General features: G+C 30.4%; 17 protein-coding genes. 3 read left to right on the top strand and 14 right to left on the bottom strand.

Annotated elements, in window-relative coordinates; genetic code table 4:
* The 4 genes from SHELI_RS05445 to SHELI_RS05460 are packed head-to-tail and all read right to left on the bottom strand — an operon-like array spanning window position 1 to window position 4,488.
* A complete protein-coding gene (locus tag SHELI_RS05445) occupies window positions 1-1,362 on the bottom strand; it encodes a dihydrolipoamide acetyltransferase family protein (protein WP_069117410.1) in 1,362 nt (453 codons plus the stop codon).
* 22 nt (window positions 1,363-1,384) lie between these two features.
* Window positions 1,385-2,380: an alpha-ketoacid dehydrogenase subunit beta gene (locus SHELI_RS05450; RefSeq protein ID WP_069117412.1), complete on the bottom strand. Its 996-nt coding sequence runs from the start codon at window positions 2,378-2,380 to the stop codon at window positions 1,385-1,387.
* On the bottom strand, window positions 2,380-3,495 hold the full coding sequence (gene pdhA / locus SHELI_RS05455) for a pyruvate dehydrogenase (acetyl-transferring) E1 component subunit alpha (RefSeq protein WP_069117414.1): 1,116 nt from the start codon (window positions 3,493-3,495) through the stop codon (window positions 2,380-2,382). Before pdhA ends, SHELI_RS05450 begins: the two co-directional genes overlap by 1 nt.
* Window positions 3,496-3,504: 9 nt before the next feature.
* The gene (locus tag SHELI_RS05460) at window positions 3,505-4,488 is read right to left on the bottom strand and encodes a lipoate--protein ligase (protein WP_232306381.1); all 984 of its coding nucleotides are present in this window, start codon (window positions 4,486-4,488) and stop codon (window positions 3,505-3,507) included.
* 172 nt (window positions 4,489-4,660) lie between these two features.
* Here SHELI_RS05460 and SHELI_RS05465 point away from each other — a divergent pair, with 172 nt between their 5' ends.
* Both SHELI_RS05465 and SHELI_RS05470 read left to right on the top strand, forming a co-directional pair.
* Window positions 4,661-5,533, top strand: coding sequence for a Cof-type HAD-IIB family hydrolase (locus tag SHELI_RS05465; protein WP_069117418.1), 873 nt, complete (start codon window positions 4,661-4,663; stop codon window positions 5,531-5,533).
* Between the two features lie 71 nt (window positions 5,534-5,604).
* Window positions 5,605-6,066: a peroxiredoxin gene (locus tag SHELI_RS05470; RefSeq protein WP_069117420.1), complete on the top strand. Its 462-nt coding sequence runs from the start codon at window positions 5,605-5,607 to the stop codon at window positions 6,064-6,066.
* A gap of 23 nt (window positions 6,067-6,089) precedes the next feature.
* Here SHELI_RS05470 and SHELI_RS05475 read toward each other — a convergent pair whose 3' ends face one another.
* The 7 genes from SHELI_RS05475 to SHELI_RS05505 all read right to left on the bottom strand — a co-directional run bounded on the left by SHELI_RS05475 (window position 6,090) and on the right by SHELI_RS05505 (window position 15,191).
* Window positions 6,090-7,145: an aminotransferase class V-fold PLP-dependent enzyme gene (locus SHELI_RS05475; protein ID WP_069117421.1), complete on the bottom strand. Its 1,056-nt coding sequence runs from the start codon at window positions 7,143-7,145 to the stop codon at window positions 6,090-6,092.
* 15 nt (window positions 7,146-7,160) lie between these two features.
* Entirely contained in the window at window positions 7,161-8,936 is a 1,776-nt protein-coding gene (gene pepF, locus SHELI_RS05480) for an oligoendopeptidase F (RefSeq protein ID WP_069117423.1), read from the bottom strand.
* A gap of 112 nt (window positions 8,937-9,048) precedes the next feature.
* The gene (locus tag SHELI_RS05485) at window positions 9,049-10,389 is read right to left on the bottom strand and encodes a M17 family metallopeptidase (RefSeq protein ID WP_069117425.1); all 1,341 of its coding nucleotides are present in this window, start codon (window positions 10,387-10,389) and stop codon (window positions 9,049-9,051) included.
* Between the two features lie 83 nt (window positions 10,390-10,472).
* Window positions 10,473-11,813 carry a M17 family metallopeptidase gene (locus SHELI_RS05490; protein WP_069117426.1) on the bottom strand — a complete coding sequence of 447 codons (1,341 nt, stop codon included), beginning with the start codon at window positions 11,811-11,813 and terminating at the stop codon, window positions 10,473-10,475.
* A 19-nt stretch (window positions 11,814-11,832) separates the two neighbouring features.
* Window positions 11,833-13,176, bottom strand: coding sequence for a M17 family metallopeptidase (locus tag SHELI_RS05495; RefSeq protein ID WP_084449279.1), 1,344 nt, complete (start codon window positions 13,174-13,176; stop codon window positions 11,833-11,835).
* Between the two features lies 1 nt (window position 13,177).
* On the bottom strand, window positions 13,178-14,548 hold the full coding sequence (locus SHELI_RS05500) for a M17 family metallopeptidase (protein ID WP_069117428.1): 1,371 nt from the start codon (window positions 14,546-14,548) through the stop codon (window positions 13,178-13,180).
* A 43-nt stretch (window positions 14,549-14,591) separates the two neighbouring features.
* On the bottom strand, window positions 14,592-15,191 hold the full coding sequence (locus SHELI_RS05505) for a GIY-YIG nuclease family protein (RefSeq protein ID WP_069117430.1): 600 nt from the start codon (window positions 15,189-15,191) through the stop codon (window positions 14,592-14,594).
* A gap of 258 nt (window positions 15,192-15,449) precedes the next feature.
* Between SHELI_RS05505 and SHELI_RS05510 the strand changes: the two genes are divergently transcribed.
* Window positions 15,450-16,379, top strand: coding sequence for a TMEM164 family acyltransferase (locus SHELI_RS05510; protein ID WP_069117432.1), 930 nt, complete (start codon window positions 15,450-15,452; stop codon window positions 16,377-16,379).
* 39 nt (window positions 16,380-16,418) lie between these two features.
* Here SHELI_RS05510 and tuf read toward each other — a convergent pair whose 3' ends face one another.
* The 3 genes from tuf to rpsG form a co-directional block, all read right to left on the bottom strand.
* Window positions 16,419-17,606, bottom strand: coding sequence for an elongation factor Tu (gene tuf / locus SHELI_RS05515; RefSeq protein ID WP_069117434.1), 1,188 nt, complete (start codon window positions 17,604-17,606; stop codon window positions 16,419-16,421).
* Between the two features lie 107 nt (window positions 17,607-17,713).
* A complete protein-coding gene (gene fusA, locus SHELI_RS05520) occupies window positions 17,714-19,783 on the bottom strand; it encodes an elongation factor G (RefSeq protein WP_069117436.1) in 2,070 nt (689 codons plus the stop codon).
* Window positions 19,784-19,808: 25 nt separating this feature from the next.
* The gene (gene rpsG / locus SHELI_RS05525; RefSeq protein WP_069117438.1) at window positions 19,809-20,276 is read right to left on the bottom strand and encodes a 30S ribosomal protein S7; all 468 of its coding nucleotides are present in this window, start codon (window positions 20,274-20,276) and stop codon (window positions 19,809-19,811) included.
* Between the last annotated feature and the right edge of the window lie 62 nt (window positions 20,277-20,338).

The raw sequence follows: 20,338 nt of genomic DNA on the forward strand, positions 1-20,338 counted from the left end.
CTAAACTAATAGCAATGCTGGGTTTTGTAAGTAAGCTGCTACTTTCAAAATAAATCTTCCAACATCTGCTCCATCAATAACTTTATGGTCTGCTGTCACTGAAAAAGGCATTAAGTCTCTTATAACTATTTGACCATCTATAACTGAAGGTGTTTTAGTAATTGTACCTATTCCTAAAATTGCTGATTCTGGATAGTTAACAATTGGTGTTGCATAGTCTAATCCAACCGCTCCAAAGTTAGTTACTGTAAATGAGGCTCCTGTCATTTCTGCCATACTTAATTTTTTTGATCTTGCTTTTGTTGCTAAATCATTTATTTTTACAGCAATTTGTAAAACACTTAATTTATCGGCACCCTTAATAACGGGAACCATTAATCCATCAGGTGTGTCACAAGCCATACCAATATTTATTTGATTAGCGAATTTGATTGCTTTATTTTCTTCATCAATTCTTACATTTAAATTTGGCATTTCTTTTAGTGCTAGAGCAGCCGCCTTAATTATAAATGCTAAATAAGTTAATTTAACTCTTAAAGAGTCAGCATAACCTTTCAATTGATTTCTTATATTTACCAATTCAGTAATATCAACATTTTTTAACCCTGTAAATCCAGCTGCTTTTGTATGGGCTGTATCCATCGCTTTAACAGTAGCTTTTCTAATTGGATTCATAGGCACTGAATCAAATGTTAATCGCTCATTAAAGTCTGGAACTGATATTAATGGATCTGAGTAATCCACTTTTGCTTTTCCTGGTCCTGGGCCTACTGGACCTAACCCAACTGGTGATGGTCCTTGACTTGGACTATCTTTAAAGTTCTGAATATCAGTTGATAATATTCTTCCATTTGGACCTGTTGGTGTTACTTTAGATAAATCTACACCTAAAACTGCAGCCATTTTTCTAGCCAATGGTGATGCTTTTACTGATAAACCACTATTATCCATAATTCCTTTTTGTCCTCCAAAACTATTTTGTGGTGCGGATGTTGGTCTTGCTGACCCTCTTGATATAACTTCATCTGACACCGGTGTTGCACCAACTACGGATGCATTTTCTTCTACTGGTTTTGCTTTTGATGGCTCAGGTGCTTTTGCAGTTGGTTCTGCTGGAACATCTCCTTTACCATCATCGATTTCTACAACTACTTCTCCAACTTTAATTTCTTGTCCTGGAGTAATATTTAATTTTGCGATTGTACCTGCGGTTGGTGCAAAAATTTCTGAACTTACTTTATCTGTTTCAACATTAAATAAAGGATCATTTAATTTAACTTTATCTCCAACTTTAACAAGTATGTCTCCAACTGTACCTTCTGTTAAACCTTCCCCAATATCTGCGAATTTTACCTTAAACATAAATTTCTCTCCTCGGGGTTAATTAAAATTTGTAGCTTAATAGCTCTTCCATTTTAACTAAGATTTTTGTAGGGTTTGGTTGGTGATATCCTTCACCTGAATCAAATGGTATTACAATGTCATATCCAGTACATCTTGATAAAGGTGCTTTTAGATATTCAAAACACTCTTCGTTAACTGAAGCTATTATTTCAGATGATATTGAGAATGATCTGATGGCTTCGTGCACTACTAATAATCTTCCAGTTTTTTTAACTGACTCAAATACCATTTTTTTATCTCATGGTTTTAATGTTCTTAAGTCAATCAACTCAATAGTTATATCAGGATTTTTAGATTCTAATTGTTCTATTGCTTTTTGACAATCAACAGTTTGTGCACCATATGTTACAACTGTTAAATCATTTCCTTCTTGGATTTTAAATGCTTCTCCAATTGGAACTGTGTAAAATCCATCTGGTACTTCTTGTTTGAAAGCGCGATATAGTTTTGTTGGTTCAAAAACAATAACTGGATCTGGTGATTCAATTGCCGCCAAGATTAAACCTTTTGTATCATAAGGAGTCGATGGACAAACAACTTTAATACCTGGTGTGTGAGCATAAATAGCTTCCATTGCTTCAGAGTGTAATTCTAAAGCTCTAATTCCTCCACCCATAGGCATTCTAATTACAACAGGAGTAGGTAATTTACCTCTTGTTCTATTTCTCATTCTTCCCATATGTCCAAGGATATTTTGAAGTGATGCTCAACCTAGTCCTTCAAATTGAATTTCAACAACTGGTTTCATTTTGTTCATAGCCATTCCTAGTGCTACTCCAACAAACATAGCTTCACTAATTGGAGCATCAAAACATCTTTCTTCTCCATATTTCGCTTGTAAACCTTCAGTGGCTCTAAAAACTCCACCTTCAAATCCAGCATCTTCTCCATATACTACAACTTCTTTTCATTTATCCATTGCAACATCTAGTGCTTCAGATACTGCTTTAACATTATTTAAAACTTTACCTGCCATTAGTGGTGTCCTCCTTTAGCTTCTGGGTGTGCTTGGAAAAATGCCTTAGCTTCTTGATACTGTTCTTCAAGGTCTGGTGTTTTTTCCGCATAAATGTAATCAAAAATATCTTCTAATGGATATTCTTTGTTTTGTTCAGCTCATTCAAATTCTTTTTGAATGAATTCATCTTGTTCTTTATCAAGTTTATCTTGTTTTTTTTGATCTCAAAGTCCTTTTTCGATTAAATAATTTTTTAATCTTATTAAAGGATCTCTAGTTAAAGCTTCTTGGAATTCTTCTTCTGGACGATAAATTTTTGGGTTATCTGATGAAGAGTGTGCTCCTAATCTGTAGGTGTCACATTCTATAAATACAGGTCCATTTCCAGTTCTTGCAAATTCGACAGCTTCTTTAGCAACTGCATATACAGCAAGAAAATCATTTCCGTCAACCTTAACTGATGGAACACCTGTTGCTATTCCTTTTGAAGCAATATTTATTGACTTTGTTGATTTTGCATATGGTGTTGAAATAGCTCATTTGTTATTTTCACAAATGAAAATAACTGGTAGTTCGTGAAGTTTTGCGAAGTTCATTGCTTCATAAGTTTCCCCTTCACTCATTCCTCCATCACCAGTGGTTGTTACAGCAACACCTCCTGTTTTATTATATTTTTCTGCAAAAGCAATTCCAGTTGCTTGTGTATATTGAGAACCAATTATAATATTTGGTGGCAATGAGTTAACACCATCAGGTGCTTTTCCACCATACTCGTTTCCCATTCAATATAACATTATGTTTCTCATAGGCATTCCTGCAGTTAATCAAGCAGCGTTATTTCTATATCCTGAAGCAAATCAATCTTTACCTTTTATTAAAGGCAAAGTATAACCAACTTCACTTGCTTCTTGTCCTGTAGATGATAAAAATGACAATAATCTTCCTTGTCTTTGCACTTTATTTTGGAAGTCATCTTGTCTTCTTGAAAGATTCATCAATTTATAAGCATCAATCAAATCTTTATCTTTAATATCTGGAACTAATTTTGGATTAATTATTTTTCCATCTTTATCCATAATTTCAACACGCTCGTTTTTTAATGGATCAAACACATTTATAAACTTTGTTTTCATATTTTCCTCCTATTCAATTAATAAGTCTAAGATATCTTGTACTTCAAAGTTTTCTCCGAAGATTTCTTTTATATTAACTGACTCTATTACTTTTCTTATTTCACTTGCTTTGTAAGAAGTACCAATAAGTTTATTTTCTAATTGCTCTGTCCCTGTATAACCAAGGAAGTCTCCATAAATTTTTATGCCTTTAATAATTGCGTCTTGAACTTCCATATAAATTTCAAAACTTCCTTTACCTTCAAGTCTAGTTTTGTTTACATAATCAAATGTGGCGTTTTTTGTAAATGTCCAATTAGGGTCACAATATTTTTCTTTAAATAACTTATCAATTTGTGCTTTGTCTTCTGGAGATATTACCAGGTTTTCTATTTTACTTTGTGATTCGTAAGTTTTAATTAGTTCATCTCAAAAGTCTTTAATTTCAATTTTATTTTCAACTTCTGAATTGATGTTTGTTACTCTAGCAACTATTGAAGCAATGTTTTTTGATAAAATTTTAGCTTTATCAACAGTTAAATATTTTTGTAATTTATCTAGATTAACATTAAATAAAATTGTACCATGTTGTAAAAATCTGTCACCAAATTTTCCCATTGCATTACCAGATATTTTTTTATCATTTAAAACTATATCGTTTCTTCCTGAAAATTTAGCATCAACACCCATTCTATTTAGAGTATCAATTACTGGTTTTAACATAGTTGAAAACATCGAAACTGCATTGTTATCTTTATCAGTGTAAATGATACTAAAGTTCATGTTACCCAAATCTTGATATACTGTTCCTCCACCTGTGTTTCTTCTAATTACATTAACACTATCTTGTTCAACTGTCTGTAGATTAATTTCAGAAGCTGTGTTCTGATTTCTCCCAACAACAATTGTATTATCGTTTTGTCATAAAAATAGTATTGGTTCGCTGAATTTATCACTTCTAGTGAGAAATTCTTCTGTGGCCAAATTGTACTTTGGATCTACACAATCTGTCATATATATATACATCAAATTGCCTCGCTTTCTATTGTTAACATACTTATTATATTCTAATAGTTAAAATCTTAGTAATTTTTCTATGAATACAAGCATTTTTGAAAAACAATTTCAGTAATTTGTTAGCAAATTACATTACAATATTATTGTACAAATTTTTAGGAGTAATGATATGAAACTACAACACTTAAGTAAGAAAAGATTAATTTTAGTTGATTTAGATGGAACTGTTTTAAAATCTGATGGACAAAGTATTCACCCAAAAACAGTTGATGTACTGGTAAAAGCTAAAAACGAAGGGCATGAAGTATGTATTATTACTGGCAGACCTCACCGTGCTTCAATGAGATTTTATAAACAGCTAGGTTTATCAACTCTTTTAACTAACTTTGATGGTGCACACATTCACGACCCCAAAAAAAGAAGGTTTAAAAGAATTGTTTTGCCAATAAGTGAAGAAATTGTAAAAGGTATTATAAATAATGAGGTCATAAAAGATTCAATAGATAATTTGCTTATTGAGTCATATAATAAGGCACTAGTTCAAAAAAAAGATGAGTTTATTGAAAATTTTTTTCACTTAGATGACGTTGAAGATGATGATTACTTTATTTCAGACCCTTATGAAAATTGGGAGGGTCCAGCAACTAACGTTTGTCTATTTTTAAAAAACAATGATCATAAAGATGAAGTTTATCGTCAATTAGAAAAGTTCAAGCATTCAATAAAGGTTCAATCGGGAAATGTTTATGGGAATATGTCAAATGTTTCTGTTCTAATGATTACTTTAACAAATAAAATTGCAAATAAAGGATTTGTTGCAGAGATTTTAGCTCAATATTACAATAAAGATGTTAGAGATGTAATTGCATTTGGAGATCAAATGAATGACTATGATATGATTCGAAAAGTTGGATATGGTGTGGCTATGAAAAATGGAAGTAACGATTTAAAAAACGTTGCTGCTGGGATTACAACTCTTACAAACGATGAAGGTGGAGTTGGAGAATATTTGGAAAGATTGTTAAATGGAGAAGAAGTTTAGTGAAAAAATGTTTTTTTTACTAAACTTTTTGTTTATAATTACAATTATTGATTAAAAATAAGGAGGCATTCATGACTTTAGAGAACAAAAAATACACTTTAGATACCGGAGAGCAAATATATTTATCAAATTTAATAGGCTCAAGAGGTTTGGTTTTATTTTTTTATCCCAAAGCATTCACACCAGGTTGTTCTAGAGAAATAGCAGAATACTCAAAAAGAAAAGATGAATTTATATCATTACAATACAATATTGTTGGTGTAAGTGCAGATACAGTCGAAGATCAAAATAAATTTGCTTGTGATTTAGCTGTTGATGTTCCTTTAATTGCCGATGTTGAAAAAGATTTAGTAAATCAATTTAATCTATGAGGAGAACAAACAAACACTAAGGGAGAAAAATTTATTGGTATCAAAAGAAGTACTTTTATAATAAACTCACAATTAGAGGTAACCGATGAATTTGACGGAGTTGATCCTGTTGGTCATATACAAGAGGTTTTAGATAGAATTGAAAGCAAAATTAATAATTAAAAAAATGGGGCCAACCCATTTTTTTAATTATTAATGTAATCTTTAATCAATTTACATAAAAGATTTATTTCTTCTTCTGTATTTTTATAACTAATGCAAAGTCTAAAGCTATTTATTTTTGCCATATCAGAACCTACGCATATATCATGTTGCTCTAGATATTTGATTAACTTAGTTGCATCAATTCCATCACTACACACATAAACACTCAAATTATTTACATCTCAATTTTCTTTGTTATATAACTCAAACCCTATTTCTTTCATTTGTGTATCAACAATACTTTTTAATTTATCTATTTTTTGACATATTTCTTTTTTATTCATATATGTAAACAACAAATCTTCATAAATATATGATAAAAGAACTGTATGAAATGTATGGGGTAGCTGACCAGACTCTTGTTCATAATGCCAATACAAATCTAGACTAAGATATGTGTTTTTTGCAAATATCTCATAATCTGTATAATTTTTCCTCATTGTTAAAAAAGCAAACCCTGGACTAGACAAAAAGTTTTTGGCAGAAGACATTAAAACAAAATCTGCATGTTGATTTAAATCATTGTTTTTTCTATAAAATATTGCATAACTTACAGCATCTAAAAATAATAGTTTATTATATTTTTTCATAACTTTGTAAATAGTTTCATATTCATAAAGTTTTCCGTTTGATGTTTCACATACCAGTCCAAAAAACAAATCATATTTGGTTGTTTTAAAATATTCTTCTAGTTGATCCTCGTTATAACTTCTAATGTCTTCACTAATCTCATCTACAATAAATCCATTATCTGTCAAAACTTTTATAATCTTATCAGACCAATATCCAGATCAAATAACAGCTATTTTTTTATTCAAAAGTAAATCCTTATTTAAAGATGTTACAAATATATTCATAAGTTCTAATGCTGAAGAAGGTACAGCAAAAACATATTCAGAACCAAATATTTTCTTTAAAATATCTCTAGTTTTATTTAAAAGTTCAACAGATTGCTGCGATCTGTGAAATATATTTTCTCTTGTCATTTCACCATGATTCGCCTGTGGTCCAGGTGTAAATAAAATTTGTTTTTTCATAAATACTTCCTTTTTTTAAATTAATGTTTTTAATAAAGTTGTTAAGTTTTCAACTTCTCTAATTAACGGAGTGTATGTTTCCTCTTTTAAAAAATCTACACCACAGTCTTTTAAAATATCTAATGGATCTTTTTTTCCTCCTGATTTTAAAAATTTTAAAATGCTTTCAGGACCATTTTGTTTAAAATCATCATATAATTTGTAGCTAGCTACTATATCGATTGCATATTTGTATACATAATACGGAGAACCAAAGAAATGTGAAATATATGGTCAATGATAAACTTCTCTATCTTTGTCGTCAAAGATATCATAACCATAACTCATTTCTACTTTTTTAAATAACTCCATTAATATATCCGAAGTTAAAGGTTCATCTTTTTCCACCAACTTGTGTGCAAGATATTCAAACTCAGCGAATTGTATTTGTCTGTAAAATGTTGATACTATATCAAATATTCTCTGCTGAATTAAATATATTTTTTCATCTTTATCAGTTACTTTGTTATATAAATAGTCAAATAAAACGTGTTCATTAAAGGTTGATGCAACTTCAGCTAGAATAATTGGGTAATCATCTAAAGGATATGGTTGTTCTTTTTCGGATAATAAAGTATGAACAGAATGACCTAGTTCATGTGTCAATGTACTTAGTGAGCTCAACTTGTCATCTCAGTTCATCAAAATTATAGGCTGTACACCAAATCCACCAGATGAATAAGCTCCAGTTCTTTTAGAAGTATCTTCGTAGTAATCAATTGCATTGTCCCTTAATGCAATTTCAAGATTAGATTGATACTCTTCGCCTAAAACACTCAAAGAGTCTTTTACTATTTCAACTGCTTCATCAACATTAAAAGTTTTTTTAAACTCTTTTGTTAATTTCAGTTCTCTATCTGTTGAATAAAATTTTTTTAAACCATACTTTTCTTTTATCATCAAATAGTAATTTTTTAAAATTTGTATATTATTTTTTCCAACCCTTAAAAGTTCTTCATAAATCTCTGTTGGAACACTATCATTAAACAATGACATCTCTAAAGTAGATTGATAATTACGAATCTTATAGTTCTCTACTTGTTTTAGCAAAATGCTTTCATAAATTTTTGCAAAACTATACTTTCTTTTATTAACATTTTCAAAATATGCATCTCAAACTAGTTTTCTATTTTCTTGATCATTGATTGGATCAGAATCTTGCATGAAATTTCTAAAAAAAGTTGTATCTACTATCACTTTATTGTTATTGATTAGAATTTCTTTTTCTTGTTTATCTGCATAAGAAAGAGTGTCATATAATTCTGCTGTTGCACTTCTACTTCTTTCAACTTCACTCAACAATTTTTCTTGCTCTTCATTTAAAATGTGTTTAGCTTTTTGTATAACCTTTTTTATTGAGTGGGTGTGTGATTCGAACTCTGAGTTTTTTATAAATTCTAAAAGTTTTTGTTCCCCTATTTCAATAATTTCTGGTTCAACAAAACTAGTCTTTATTTCAAACTCTTGTCACATGCTTTGCAATAATGAATTTAGCTCTTGTAACTCTGCATTTGTTTGATCTACATCATATAAATGTGTGTATTGATTCAGTTTTGCCAACATAAAAGATACATCTTTTTGCATAGTTAAATAACTTAAAAATGTATTTTTATCGTTTAATTTACCTTTCATATTTTCTATATCACTTAACTTGTTTTTTAGTAAAATTAAATCATTTTTAAATTCTTGACTATTTTTATATAAATGAGAAAAATCTCATTTATATTTATCTTGTGCTTTATTTCTTTTCATACTTTTTATTATATAGTAATTTGGTAGTGTATTTAATAGACTATGTATACATAAACACATTTTATAAATAAAAAATTTTGTTGATTAACAAAGTTTTTTTATATTTCTTAAATTATTTATTTGATAATTCAAATAATGTTCTTGTCATTGTGCCATGACCTCTTTCATCAGCGTAGGCAGTCCCTGCAATGTCAAGATGGATATAAGATTTGTTTTCAGCAAATGAGTTTAAGAATGCTGCAGCAGTAGATGAACCAGCAGCTCCACTCATCACAGAATTAGTTATATCAGCAATTTTAGATGCTTGCATAACTTTCAAGTGTTCTTCGTCCATTGGCAATCTTCAAACTTTTTCTTGTGCTTTTTGTGCACTAACTTCAAACTCTTGATAAAAATCCATATCATTTGTAAATGAACCTGTGTACCAATTTCCCAAAGCAAATCTTATTGCTCCTGTAAGTGTTGCTATTGTTATCAATCTTTCAGCTTGTAATTCTCTGATTGCATATGTTAAACCATCTGCTAAAACCAATCTACCCTCTGCATCAGTGTTACCAATTTCCACAGTTTTACCATTCATAGATTTTAAAACTGATGATGTTAATGTTGCCTTAGAACCAATTCTATTATCTGTAAGTAATGCAACTGAAACAACGTTACATTTTGCTTCTTTTTTTGCAAGCGCCATTACTGTTGAGCTAACAATTGCCGCTCCAGACATATCAAATTTCATATTAACTAAATTAGCAGATCCTTTTAAGTTATATCCACCTGAGTCAAAGGTAATTCCTTTACCAACATAAGCGGTTCTTTTTTTACTAGAGTCACCCACATATTCTAGTATAACTACTCTTGCATCAACCGATGAACCAGCGTTTACACCAAGAAGTAAACCCATTTCTTTTTTTTCAATTTCTTTTTTATCTAAAATTGTAACTTTCAGGTTTTTTATGTTTTTTGCTTTTGCTTGAATTTTCTCAGCAATATAAACTGATGTTCCTACATTTGGTGGTAAATCTTGTAAATCTCTTGCAAAGTTTACAAATTCCATTTTAATTTCTGAATTTTTAAAAACTGACTCGTACTTCTTATCAAATAAAATATTTATGATGTTTTTATTATTTGTTGTTTTTTCTTTTAATGAGTATTGTAAATGTAATTGAAAAAAGACACACTCAACAATTAACTGAAATACTTCTTCTTTGTTTTCATATAAGTTAACAAAAGAATCTAAATCTATATTTAGATTATATTTATTTCCAGATAGAAATTTTTGTAAATGTTCATTTAATGATTGAAAATTTTGACTTTTATCAATGCAAAAGCAAATAACTCCTTTTTCACCATCCAAAGATGTAACCCCATGCTCTTTTATTATGTAACTTTTATCAATTTTTTCTTTATCGAAAGCTATTAATGTTAATTCTTGTTTTTCTTTATTTATTGTTATCATAAATCCTCCATTTTTTTAATTTTAACATTCTTTACTAATACTTAATGAATTAAGATACAAAAAAATTGTACAATGTACAATTTTTATTTTTTAAGTAATTCAAACATTGATTTCAACATTGGTGCATTTCCTCTGTTATCTGAATCCGCAGTCAATGCTATATCTAAATGAATGTATGGTTTTTCTTCTGCAAAAACATTTAAGAAAGCTGCTGCAGTAGATGAACCAGCTTCTCTGATGCTTCCTAAATTTGAAAGATCAGCAATTTTAGAGCATTTCATAACTTCTAAATGATCTTTTGTTAGTGGAAGTTGTCATAAAGGTTCGTGCGCTTTTTTAGATGCATCCATAAATTCACTATGGAAAGTTTCATCGTTAGTGAATGACCCTGTGAATCATCTTCCTAATGAAAAAATCATTGCTCCTGTAAGTGTTGCCACTGTCATTAATCTATCTGCTTTTAGATTTCTAACCGCATAAGTCATTCCATCTGCTAAAACCAGTCTACCCTCTGCATCAGTGTTACCAATTTCCACAGTTTTACCATTCATAGATTTTACAACAGATTCAGTTAAAGTAGCATGACCACCAATTCTGTTATCTGTCAACATAGCAACTGAAACAACATTGCATTTTGCTTTTGCTTTTGCTAGTGCTATAACAGTTGATGAAACTATAGCTGACCCTGACATATCAAACTTCATACCAATTAATGATGTAGAAGGTTTTAAGTTATATCCCCCTGAGTCAAATGTTATTCCTTTTCCAACTAAAACAGTTCTTGGAAGAGATGGGTCAGTAACATATTCTAAAATAACAACTCTTGGATCAACATGAGACCCAGCATTTACAGATAAGAATAATCCCATACCATGTTGTTCAGCTTCTTTTTTACCAAGAACTGTAACTTTTATTTCTTTTATTTCTTTTGCTTTTTTTTCAATTAAGTTTGCTACTTCAACAGAAGTTGCGACGTTTGGTGGCATATCTTGTAAGTCTCTTGCAAAATTTACATGCTCCATTTTAATTTGTGACGTTTCTAAAACTGATTGATATTTTTCATCAAACATTAACTCATATTTTTTACATGAGTCATTTTCTTTGACTTCACCTTTTAAAACATATGAACAATGTTTTGCAAACATTATTGCCTCTACATAAACTTGAAATGCAGAATCTTTATCATCATATAAAGATACTACTGAATCTAAATCAACATTCAAGTCATATTTTGCATTTGCAACTGCACTTGCAAAACCTTTTGCTGATTTACAAATTGCTTCTTTTGGATCTACACAGTGATATAAAGTTTTTTCTTCTGAAATTAATGTTGTAGCTCCTGGTTCTAAAATTACAATTGAATTTACTTTACTTTCTTTTGTTACAGCTTTTAATGTAACATCAAATTTTTTATTATGTGCCATTTTATTTTCTCCTAATTCTTTATTTATTTTTTACTTTCAACAACTCAAACAAAGTATTCATCATTGGTGCATTTCCTCTACCATTTAAATCAGCTGTTCCTGCAATATCTAAATGAATGTATGGTTTTTCTTCTGCAAATGATTTTAAAAATGCAGCAGCAGTACATGAATATGCACCTTCTTTTGTTGAAAGTTCACAATTAGCAACATCTGCTATTTTTGAATATTTTAGTACTTCATAATGCTCATCTAATATTGGCATTCTTCAAATAAGTTCCTTAGATTTAGTTGATGCATTTTCAAACTTTGTATAAAAGTTATTACAAGTTGCAAATACACCAGTTTGTCATATACCTAAAGCAGAGAATATTGATCCTGTAAGTGTTGCTATGGTTACCAACCTCTCAGCCTTTTCTTCTCTTAGCGCATATGTCATTCCATCGGCAAGCACTAATCTACCTTCTGCATCTGTATCAGCAATTTCAACTGTTTTACCATTCATAGATTTAATGACTGATTCTGGAAGAGTGGCATGACCACCAATTCTGTTATCTGTCAGCATAGCAACTGAAATTACGTTGCATTTTGCATTTGCTTTTGCTAACGCTATAACAGTTGCACTAGCAATTGCAGCTCCGGACATATCGTATTTCATATTTTCTAAGTATCTTGCTGGTTTAAGATTATACCCACCTGAGTCAAAAGTTATTCCTTTACCAACAAGTGCTGTACGTTTTTCATCTGGATCACCAATATATTCCAATACCACAATTCTCGGATCAACATATGAACCAGCATTCACCGATAAGAACAATCCCATTCCGTAATCTTGTGCTTCTTTTTTCCCATATACTTTAATATTTATATTAGAAACTTCTTTAGCTTTTTTAACAATCATTTCAGCAATATCAACTGACGTTGCTAAATTTGGTGGCATGTCTTGTAAGTCTCTTGCAAAATTTAGATACTCCATTTTAATTACTGATGTTTCATAAATATCTTTGTACATTTCATCAAATAAAATATTGTATTGTTTGTAATCTGTTTTGTCTTTTAACTCTCATTGTTTGTGTTTGACAAACATAATTGATTCTAAGTATACCTGAAATACTTCTTCTTTATTTTCATAAAGTTCTAAAACTGAATTCATATCAATATCAATATCATACTTAATAGATTTAAAAGCTTTTTCTAAATTTTTACTTACTTTATGTAAAGATTCTTTTGGGTCAATACATAAATAAATAACTTTTTCTTCTGAAAATAATGTTATATTATTTTTTTCTAAAACTATTAGTGAGTTTTGCTTGCTAGTATTTGAAACAAATTTCAAAGTTAGTTCAAATTTTTTTTCTAGTCCCATTTTAATTTACCTCGTTTTCTACACCTGATTCATTTTTAAAGAGTTCAAATAGAGTTCTTAGCATTGGTGCTTTACCTCTACCTTCAAAATCTGCTGTGTTTGCTATATCTAAATGAATGTATGGTTTTTCTTCTGCAAAAGCATTCAAAAATGCAGTTGGTGTACACAATTTCCCACCTAGTGCTTTTGATATTTCACAGTTAGCAACATCTGCTATATTGCTACATTCCATAACTTCATAATGCTCTTCTAAAAGTGGCAACCGTCATGACATTTCTCCAGCTTTTTTGGATGCTGTTTCAAAAGTTTTATAGAAACTATCACAAGTTGAAAACACTCCTGTATGTCATATACCAAAAGCAAGGAAAATAACTAGTGTTAAAGTTGCAATCGTTACTACTCTCTCTGCTTTTAATTCTCGAATAGCAAATGTTATACCATCTGCAAGGACAAGTCTACCTTCTGCATCTGTGTCTGTAATTTCAACTGTTTTGCCGTTCATAGATTTGAATACAGATTCAGAAAGTGTTGCATGACCACCGATTCTATTATCTGTCAACATGGCAACTGCAACTATATTACATTTTGCATTTGCTTTTGCTAAAGCCATTACTGTTGAACATACAATAGCAGCACCAGACATATCAAACTTCATATTTTGTAGTTCTTGACTATTTTTTAAGTTGTAACCTCCAGAATCAAATGTGATACCTTTTCCAACAAGTGCTGTGCGTTTTGCATTTGATTCTCCAACATATTCAAGCACAACAATTCTTGGATCAACATAAGAACCTGCATTAACTGCTAAGAATAGTCCCATTCCGTAATCTTGTGCTTCTTTTTTTCCATATACTTTTATATTTATATTTGGTATATCTTTTGCTTTATTAACTATTATGTCTGCTACATCAACTGATGTTGCTAAGTTTGGTGGCATGTCTTGCAAGTCTCTTGCAAAATTTAGATACTCCATTTTAATGAGGCTATTTTCATACAACTCATCATAATCACTTCCAAATAATAAATTATAAGATTCTTTTATACACTCTTTCTCTTTCAAATTATATGGCTGATGGTTTTCAAACATTAATGTTTCCACTATAGTTTGAAAAACTTCTTTTTTATTTTCAAATAAATTTACAAATGAGTCAATATCAATATTCAAATCATATTTATTTGTATTAACAAACTTAGATATGACTGATTTTAATTTATTTATTTTTATTTTTGAATCTAAGCAAAAATACAAGGTCTTATCTTCTGATATCAAAGTAGTTGTTTGATCTTCTTTAATAACCATTGGACCAACTTCTTGCTTTTTGCTAAAAGCTTTTAAAGTTAAGTCAAAAGATTTTGTATTTTTTGTAATCATTTCTCATTTCTCCTACAATTCTTATATTATCACATAATTTTTACTAATAAATTTGAAATTTGTTATTGCATAACTTGTTTTTGCATACACCGTATACAAATAATTTGAAGGTTTTAGAGTTTTTAACATAACTCAAATATGTTCTTTTTACACCATGTCCATTGTCACATCTCATTTTCATGTTGGCTAATTTTGTGTTCAAATTTGTAAACTTAGACTTGAAGAGATAAATATAATAGGTTTCTTTCTTTAAACGTTGGTTCTGCTCATTAATTTTAGCTAGTGTCACAAATCTAATGTTTTCAATATTATTTTCTTTACTTCTAATTTTTCTAGATTGCTTATTTTTAGCTTTATAGTTATTGATGTGTGTTTTTCACCTTTTTTTAATATTAGTAGATTCTCCAATGTAACTAAATTTAAGATTATCCTTATTGTCTAGTGAGAATATTAAATAAACACCTGAAACATTGTCCTCATAATTATTTAGGTTTGATACGTTAAAAATCTGATTATCATATCTTGTAATAATATCATTAATTATACTATTGCAATATTGTTGACTTGTTGCTTTGTAAAGCTCTTCCTTTGAAGATTTTATTTTTTTAACTCATAAATATTTTTTATAAAAATCATCCTGCATACAAATCCACCTTAAAGATAATGGTTTAAAAGTTAATATATATATTTTAACAAATATTAATTTTAATAAAATAATAAAAAGAATAGTAGTGTAAAATATATATATGATTTCAATTAGAGATCATATTAAAGTTGAAAATAAATCATACTTATATTATGTGTCGAGAGTTTATTGGAAAATAAAGTTTTTTTATTTCTTAATTTTTTTTTACTATAATTCAAGTTTATTATATTAGTATACAAAAAAGAGGGGTACAATATGGAAAATCCATTAGGAAATGTTAGCTGGGTTGTAGCTATTGTTTTAGCAGTATTCATGTGGGCATCATTATCAATGTTTCCCAATTATTATCGACACAAGAAAGTTTATTTAACTATAAGAATAGTTCTTATTATATTCTTGCTATTTACACAAATTGAAAGAACAGTTTATTTAGGGGGAGTACATCAAAAAGACTTTATTGATGCTGCCACAAATCCTAATAATCCAAACTATGATGTTGTTCAAAGTGCAAAAAACTCAGGATTATATTTAAATAATGCTTATGAAGGTCAAGAATGATATCAAAATCCAGTTAATTACTTTTTATTATATTTCTGTTCAATAGCTGCTTGGGCAACATTAATTGTTCTAATTTTTCCAAGTAAAAAAGTTATGGAATGTTTTTTCCCATTTATGTTAATGGGACCAATTGTTACATTTATTTTTCCAACAGAAAAACCATTATTTTGATCTTGATCTAATGACCATTGAGACTTTATAAATTGATTTACATTCTTCTTCGGGCATGGGTGTACTTTATTTGGAACAATGTACATATATTTATATGGACATACAGGTTACAAATTTAACAAAAGTGCAGTTGTTAAGTCTATGGTTACAGGGGCAATTGTTGTTTTAGGAGTAGAAACTTGAAATAGATTCTTTGGAACTAAATTCATTACTGATGATGTTATTGGCGCTTTAGGTTTACAAAACTGATCAAGATTCTGAGTAATGTTCTTCTTGTTAACAGTTGGAATACTATATTTAAGTATTGGACTAAGTTTCGCATATTTCTTTAAACCAATCTATGAAAAAGGAAATGAAGAAAAACTTCATGATACTTGATGAGAAAGATTTGTTGAGTTTACAAAACTAAAATACAACCAAAGAAAAGAAAAGCTATCAAAAATAAAACAAAAATAAAAAAAATTCCATTTAGGAATTTTTTTTATTATATTTTGATTATTTGATGATTGAAACAACTGTTCCGGCACCTATAGTTCTTCCACCTTCACGGATTGAGAATTTTGTTCCTTGTTCAACAGCAATTGGTTTAATTAATTCAACTATTAATTCAACGTTATCCCCAGGCATAACCATATCTACACCTTCTGGCAATTTTACTTCTCCTGTAACATCTGTTGTACGGAAGTAGAATTGAGGACGGTATTTGTTAAAGAATGGTTTGTGACGTCCACCTTCTTCTTGTGTTAAAGCATAAACTGATGCATTTAATTGAGTATGAGGTTTAATTGAACCTGGTTTTGCAAGAACTTGCCCACGTTCAATATCTTCTCTGTTAACCCCTCTTAATAATGCTCCAACGTTATCTCCAGCTTCAGCAAAGTCTAGTAATTTTCTAAACATTTCTAATCCTGTAACAACAACTTTTTTACTTTCTTCTACTAATCCAACGATTTCAACTTCTTCGTTAACTTTAACTACTCCTCTTTCAACTCTACCTGTAGCAACTGTTCCACGTCCTGTGATTGTGAATACGTCTTCTACTGGCATTAAGAAAGTTTTGTCTTTATCACGAGCAGGTGTTGGAATGTATGCATCAACAGCATCCATTAACTCTTCTACTTTAGAAACTCATTTTGCGTCACCTTCAAGTGCTTTAAGAGCTGAACCTTTAATAACAGGTGCTCCATCTCCATCAAATTCGTAGCTTGATAATAAATCTCTAACTTCCATTTCAACAAGATCGATTAGTTCTTCGTCGTCAACCATATCACATTTATTTAAAAATACAACAATAGCAGGTACTCCAACTTGTCTTGATAATAAAATGTGTTCTCTAGTTTGAGGCATTGGTCCATCTGTTGCAGCAACAACTAAGATTGCTCCATCCATTTGTGCAGCTCCTGTAATCATGTTTTTAACATAATCGGCATGCCCAGGACAATCCACGTGTGCGTAGTGTCTTTTGTCTGTTTTATATTCAACGTGAGTTGTGTTAATTGTAATTCCACGTTCTCTTTCTTCTGGAGCATTATCAATGTTTGCGTAATCTTTAAATTCTGCTCCCCCTTTGTCAGCTAATACTTTAGTAATAGCAGCTGTTAATGTAGTTTTACCGTGGTCAACGTGTCCGATTGTTCCAATGTTAACGTGAGGTAAACTACGGTCAAATGATTCTTTTGCCATTTTGTTCAATTCCTTTCATAAAATTTTTAATGTTTACGACAAATTGTCATAATAATTTTAATTAATTTTTTCTAAAATACAATAGTTTTTACATAGTTGGTAAATAATTATTTACCTGCTTTTTTAATAATTTCTTCTGCTATGCTTTTTGGTGCTTCGTTATAGTGACTAAATATCATAGTATAATTTCCACGCCCTTGAGTAAATGATCTCAATTCTGTTGCATAACCAAACATTTCTGCTAAAGGTACTTTTGCTTTAACAGTTTGTGCATTTCCTCTTTGTTCTGAACCTTCGATTAATCCACGTTTTGATGATATGTTACCCATAACATCTCCATAGTATTCATCTGGTACAGTTACTTCAACTGACATAATTGGTTCTAATAGAACTGGGTTTGTTTTTTTAGCAGCTTCTTTTAAAGCAAGTGATGCTGCAATTTTATATGCCATCTCGTTTGAGTCGACATCATGGTATGAACCATCAACGATTGTTGCTTTAACATCAATCATTGGGAAACCAGCAATAACTCCGTTTTCAAGAGCGTTTTGTAATCCAACTCTTGCAGCGTTGATGTATTCTTTTGAGATTTTACCCCCAACGATTTTATCAACTCATTCAAATCCTTTATCGTGGTTTGGTTCAAATTCAATCACAACGTGTCCATATTGTCCACGTCCTCCTGATTGTTTAACATATTTTCCTTCAGCTTTTGCAGCTTGACGGATAGTTTCACGATATGAAACTTGTGGTGCCCCAACATTTGTATCAACTTTAAACTCACGACGTAGACGGTCAACAATAATGTCAAGGTGTAATTCACCCATACCAGCAATAATTGTTTGTCCAGTTTCTTCATCAGTATAAGTTCTAAATGTTGGATCTTCTTCTGATAATTTGTTCAATGATAATCCTAGTTTTTCTTGGTCAGCTTTAGTTTTTGGTTCTAATGCTAAGTGAATAACTGGTTCAGGGAATACCATTGATTCTAGAATAATTGGGTTTTTTTCATCTGAAAGTGTATCTCCAGTTGTTGTATCTTTAAGACCAACAGCTGCAGCAATATCTCCAGCATAAACTTCTTCAATTTCTTCACGATTGTTGGCATGCATTTTTAGTAAACGTCCAACTCTTTCTTTTTTATCTTTTGTAGCATTTAAAACATAGCTACCTTTATTTAAAACCCCTGAGTAAACTCTGAAGAATGTTAACTTACCAACGAATGGGTCAGTCATAATTTTAAATGCTAATGCTGAAAAAGGTTCATCATCTGATGAGTGTCTTTCTGATTCTTCACCATTCAATAATGTACCTTTAATTGAAGGAACATCTAATGGAGATGGTAAATAATCAATAACTGCATCTAACAATAATTTTACACCTTTGTTTTTAAAGGCACTTCCAGCAAGAACTGGGAAGAACTCAGCTGATATAACACCTTTACGAATTGCAGATTTTAATTCTGGTATAGTAATTTCTCCACCATCTAAGAATTTCATCATCAATTCTTCATCATATTCAACTGCTGCTTCTATTAATTCAGCTCTTAATTGTTGAGCTGTTTCTAATAAATCTGCAGGAATTTCTGTTTCTTTTGCTATTTCTTCAGCAGCTCCATCATAGTGTCATGCTTTCATTTCCACTAAGTCAATGATTCCACTAAATTGATCTTCAGCTCCTATTGGTAATTGAATGGGTGAAGCTTTTGCTCCTAATCTTTCTCCAATAGTTTTAACTGAATATAAAAAGTCAGCTCCTGTTTTGTCCATTTTGTTAACAAAAACAATTCTTGGAACTCTATATGTTGTTGCTTGTCTTCAAACAGTTTCAGTTTGAGGTTCAACCCCACTTTGACCGTCAAGAACTGCAACAGCTCCATCTAATACCCTTAATGATCTTTCAACTTCAACTGTGAAGTCAACGTGACCAGGAGTATCAATGATATTAAAACGGTGGTCTGCTCAAAATGCAGTAGTTGCAGCAGAAGTAATAGTAATACCACGTTCTTGTTCTTGAGCCATTCAGTCCATTTGTGATTCTCCTTCGTGAGTTTCACCAATTTTATGAATTTTTCCTGTGTGAAATAAAATACGTTCTGTTGTTGTAGTTTTACCTGCATCAATATGAGCCATGATACCAAAGTTACGAGTCTTATCTAATGTAAATTCTCTTGGCATTTTTTTGTCTCCTTATATTTTGCTTTTATCAACGGTAGTGAGCAAATGCTTTATTTGCTTCTGCCATTTTGTGAGTATCTTCACGTTTTTTAACTGACCCACCAATACCATTTGATGCATCAATTATTTCATTAGCTAATCTGTCAACCATTTCTTTTTCATTTCTTAATCTTGAATAGTTGATTAATCATCTTAATGCTAATGTTACTTTTCTGTCTCCAGAAACTTCAACTGGTACTTGATAGTTAGCACCACCAATACGTCTAACTTTTAATTCAAGTTGTGGTTTGATGTTTTCAATAGCTTTATCAAAAACTTCGATTGGGTTTACACCAGTTTTTTCTTTAATTTTTTCAAAAGCATTATATAAAATGTGTTGAGCTGTTCCTCTTTTTCCATCTAACATAATTTTGTTAACTGCTCTAGTAACTAATTTTGAGTTATAGATTGGATCTGGTAGAACATCTCTTTTTTCAGCTTGATGTTTACGCATGCTTTATCTCCTTTCGTATTTTTGTAAGTTGTTATTTATAATTTTTGTTTATACACTCAATG

The organism is Spiroplasma helicoides (assembly GCF_001715535.1).
Classification (GTDB): Bacteria; Bacillota_I; Bacilli_A; order Mycoplasmatales; family Mycoplasmataceae; genus Spiroplasma_A; species Spiroplasma_A helicoides.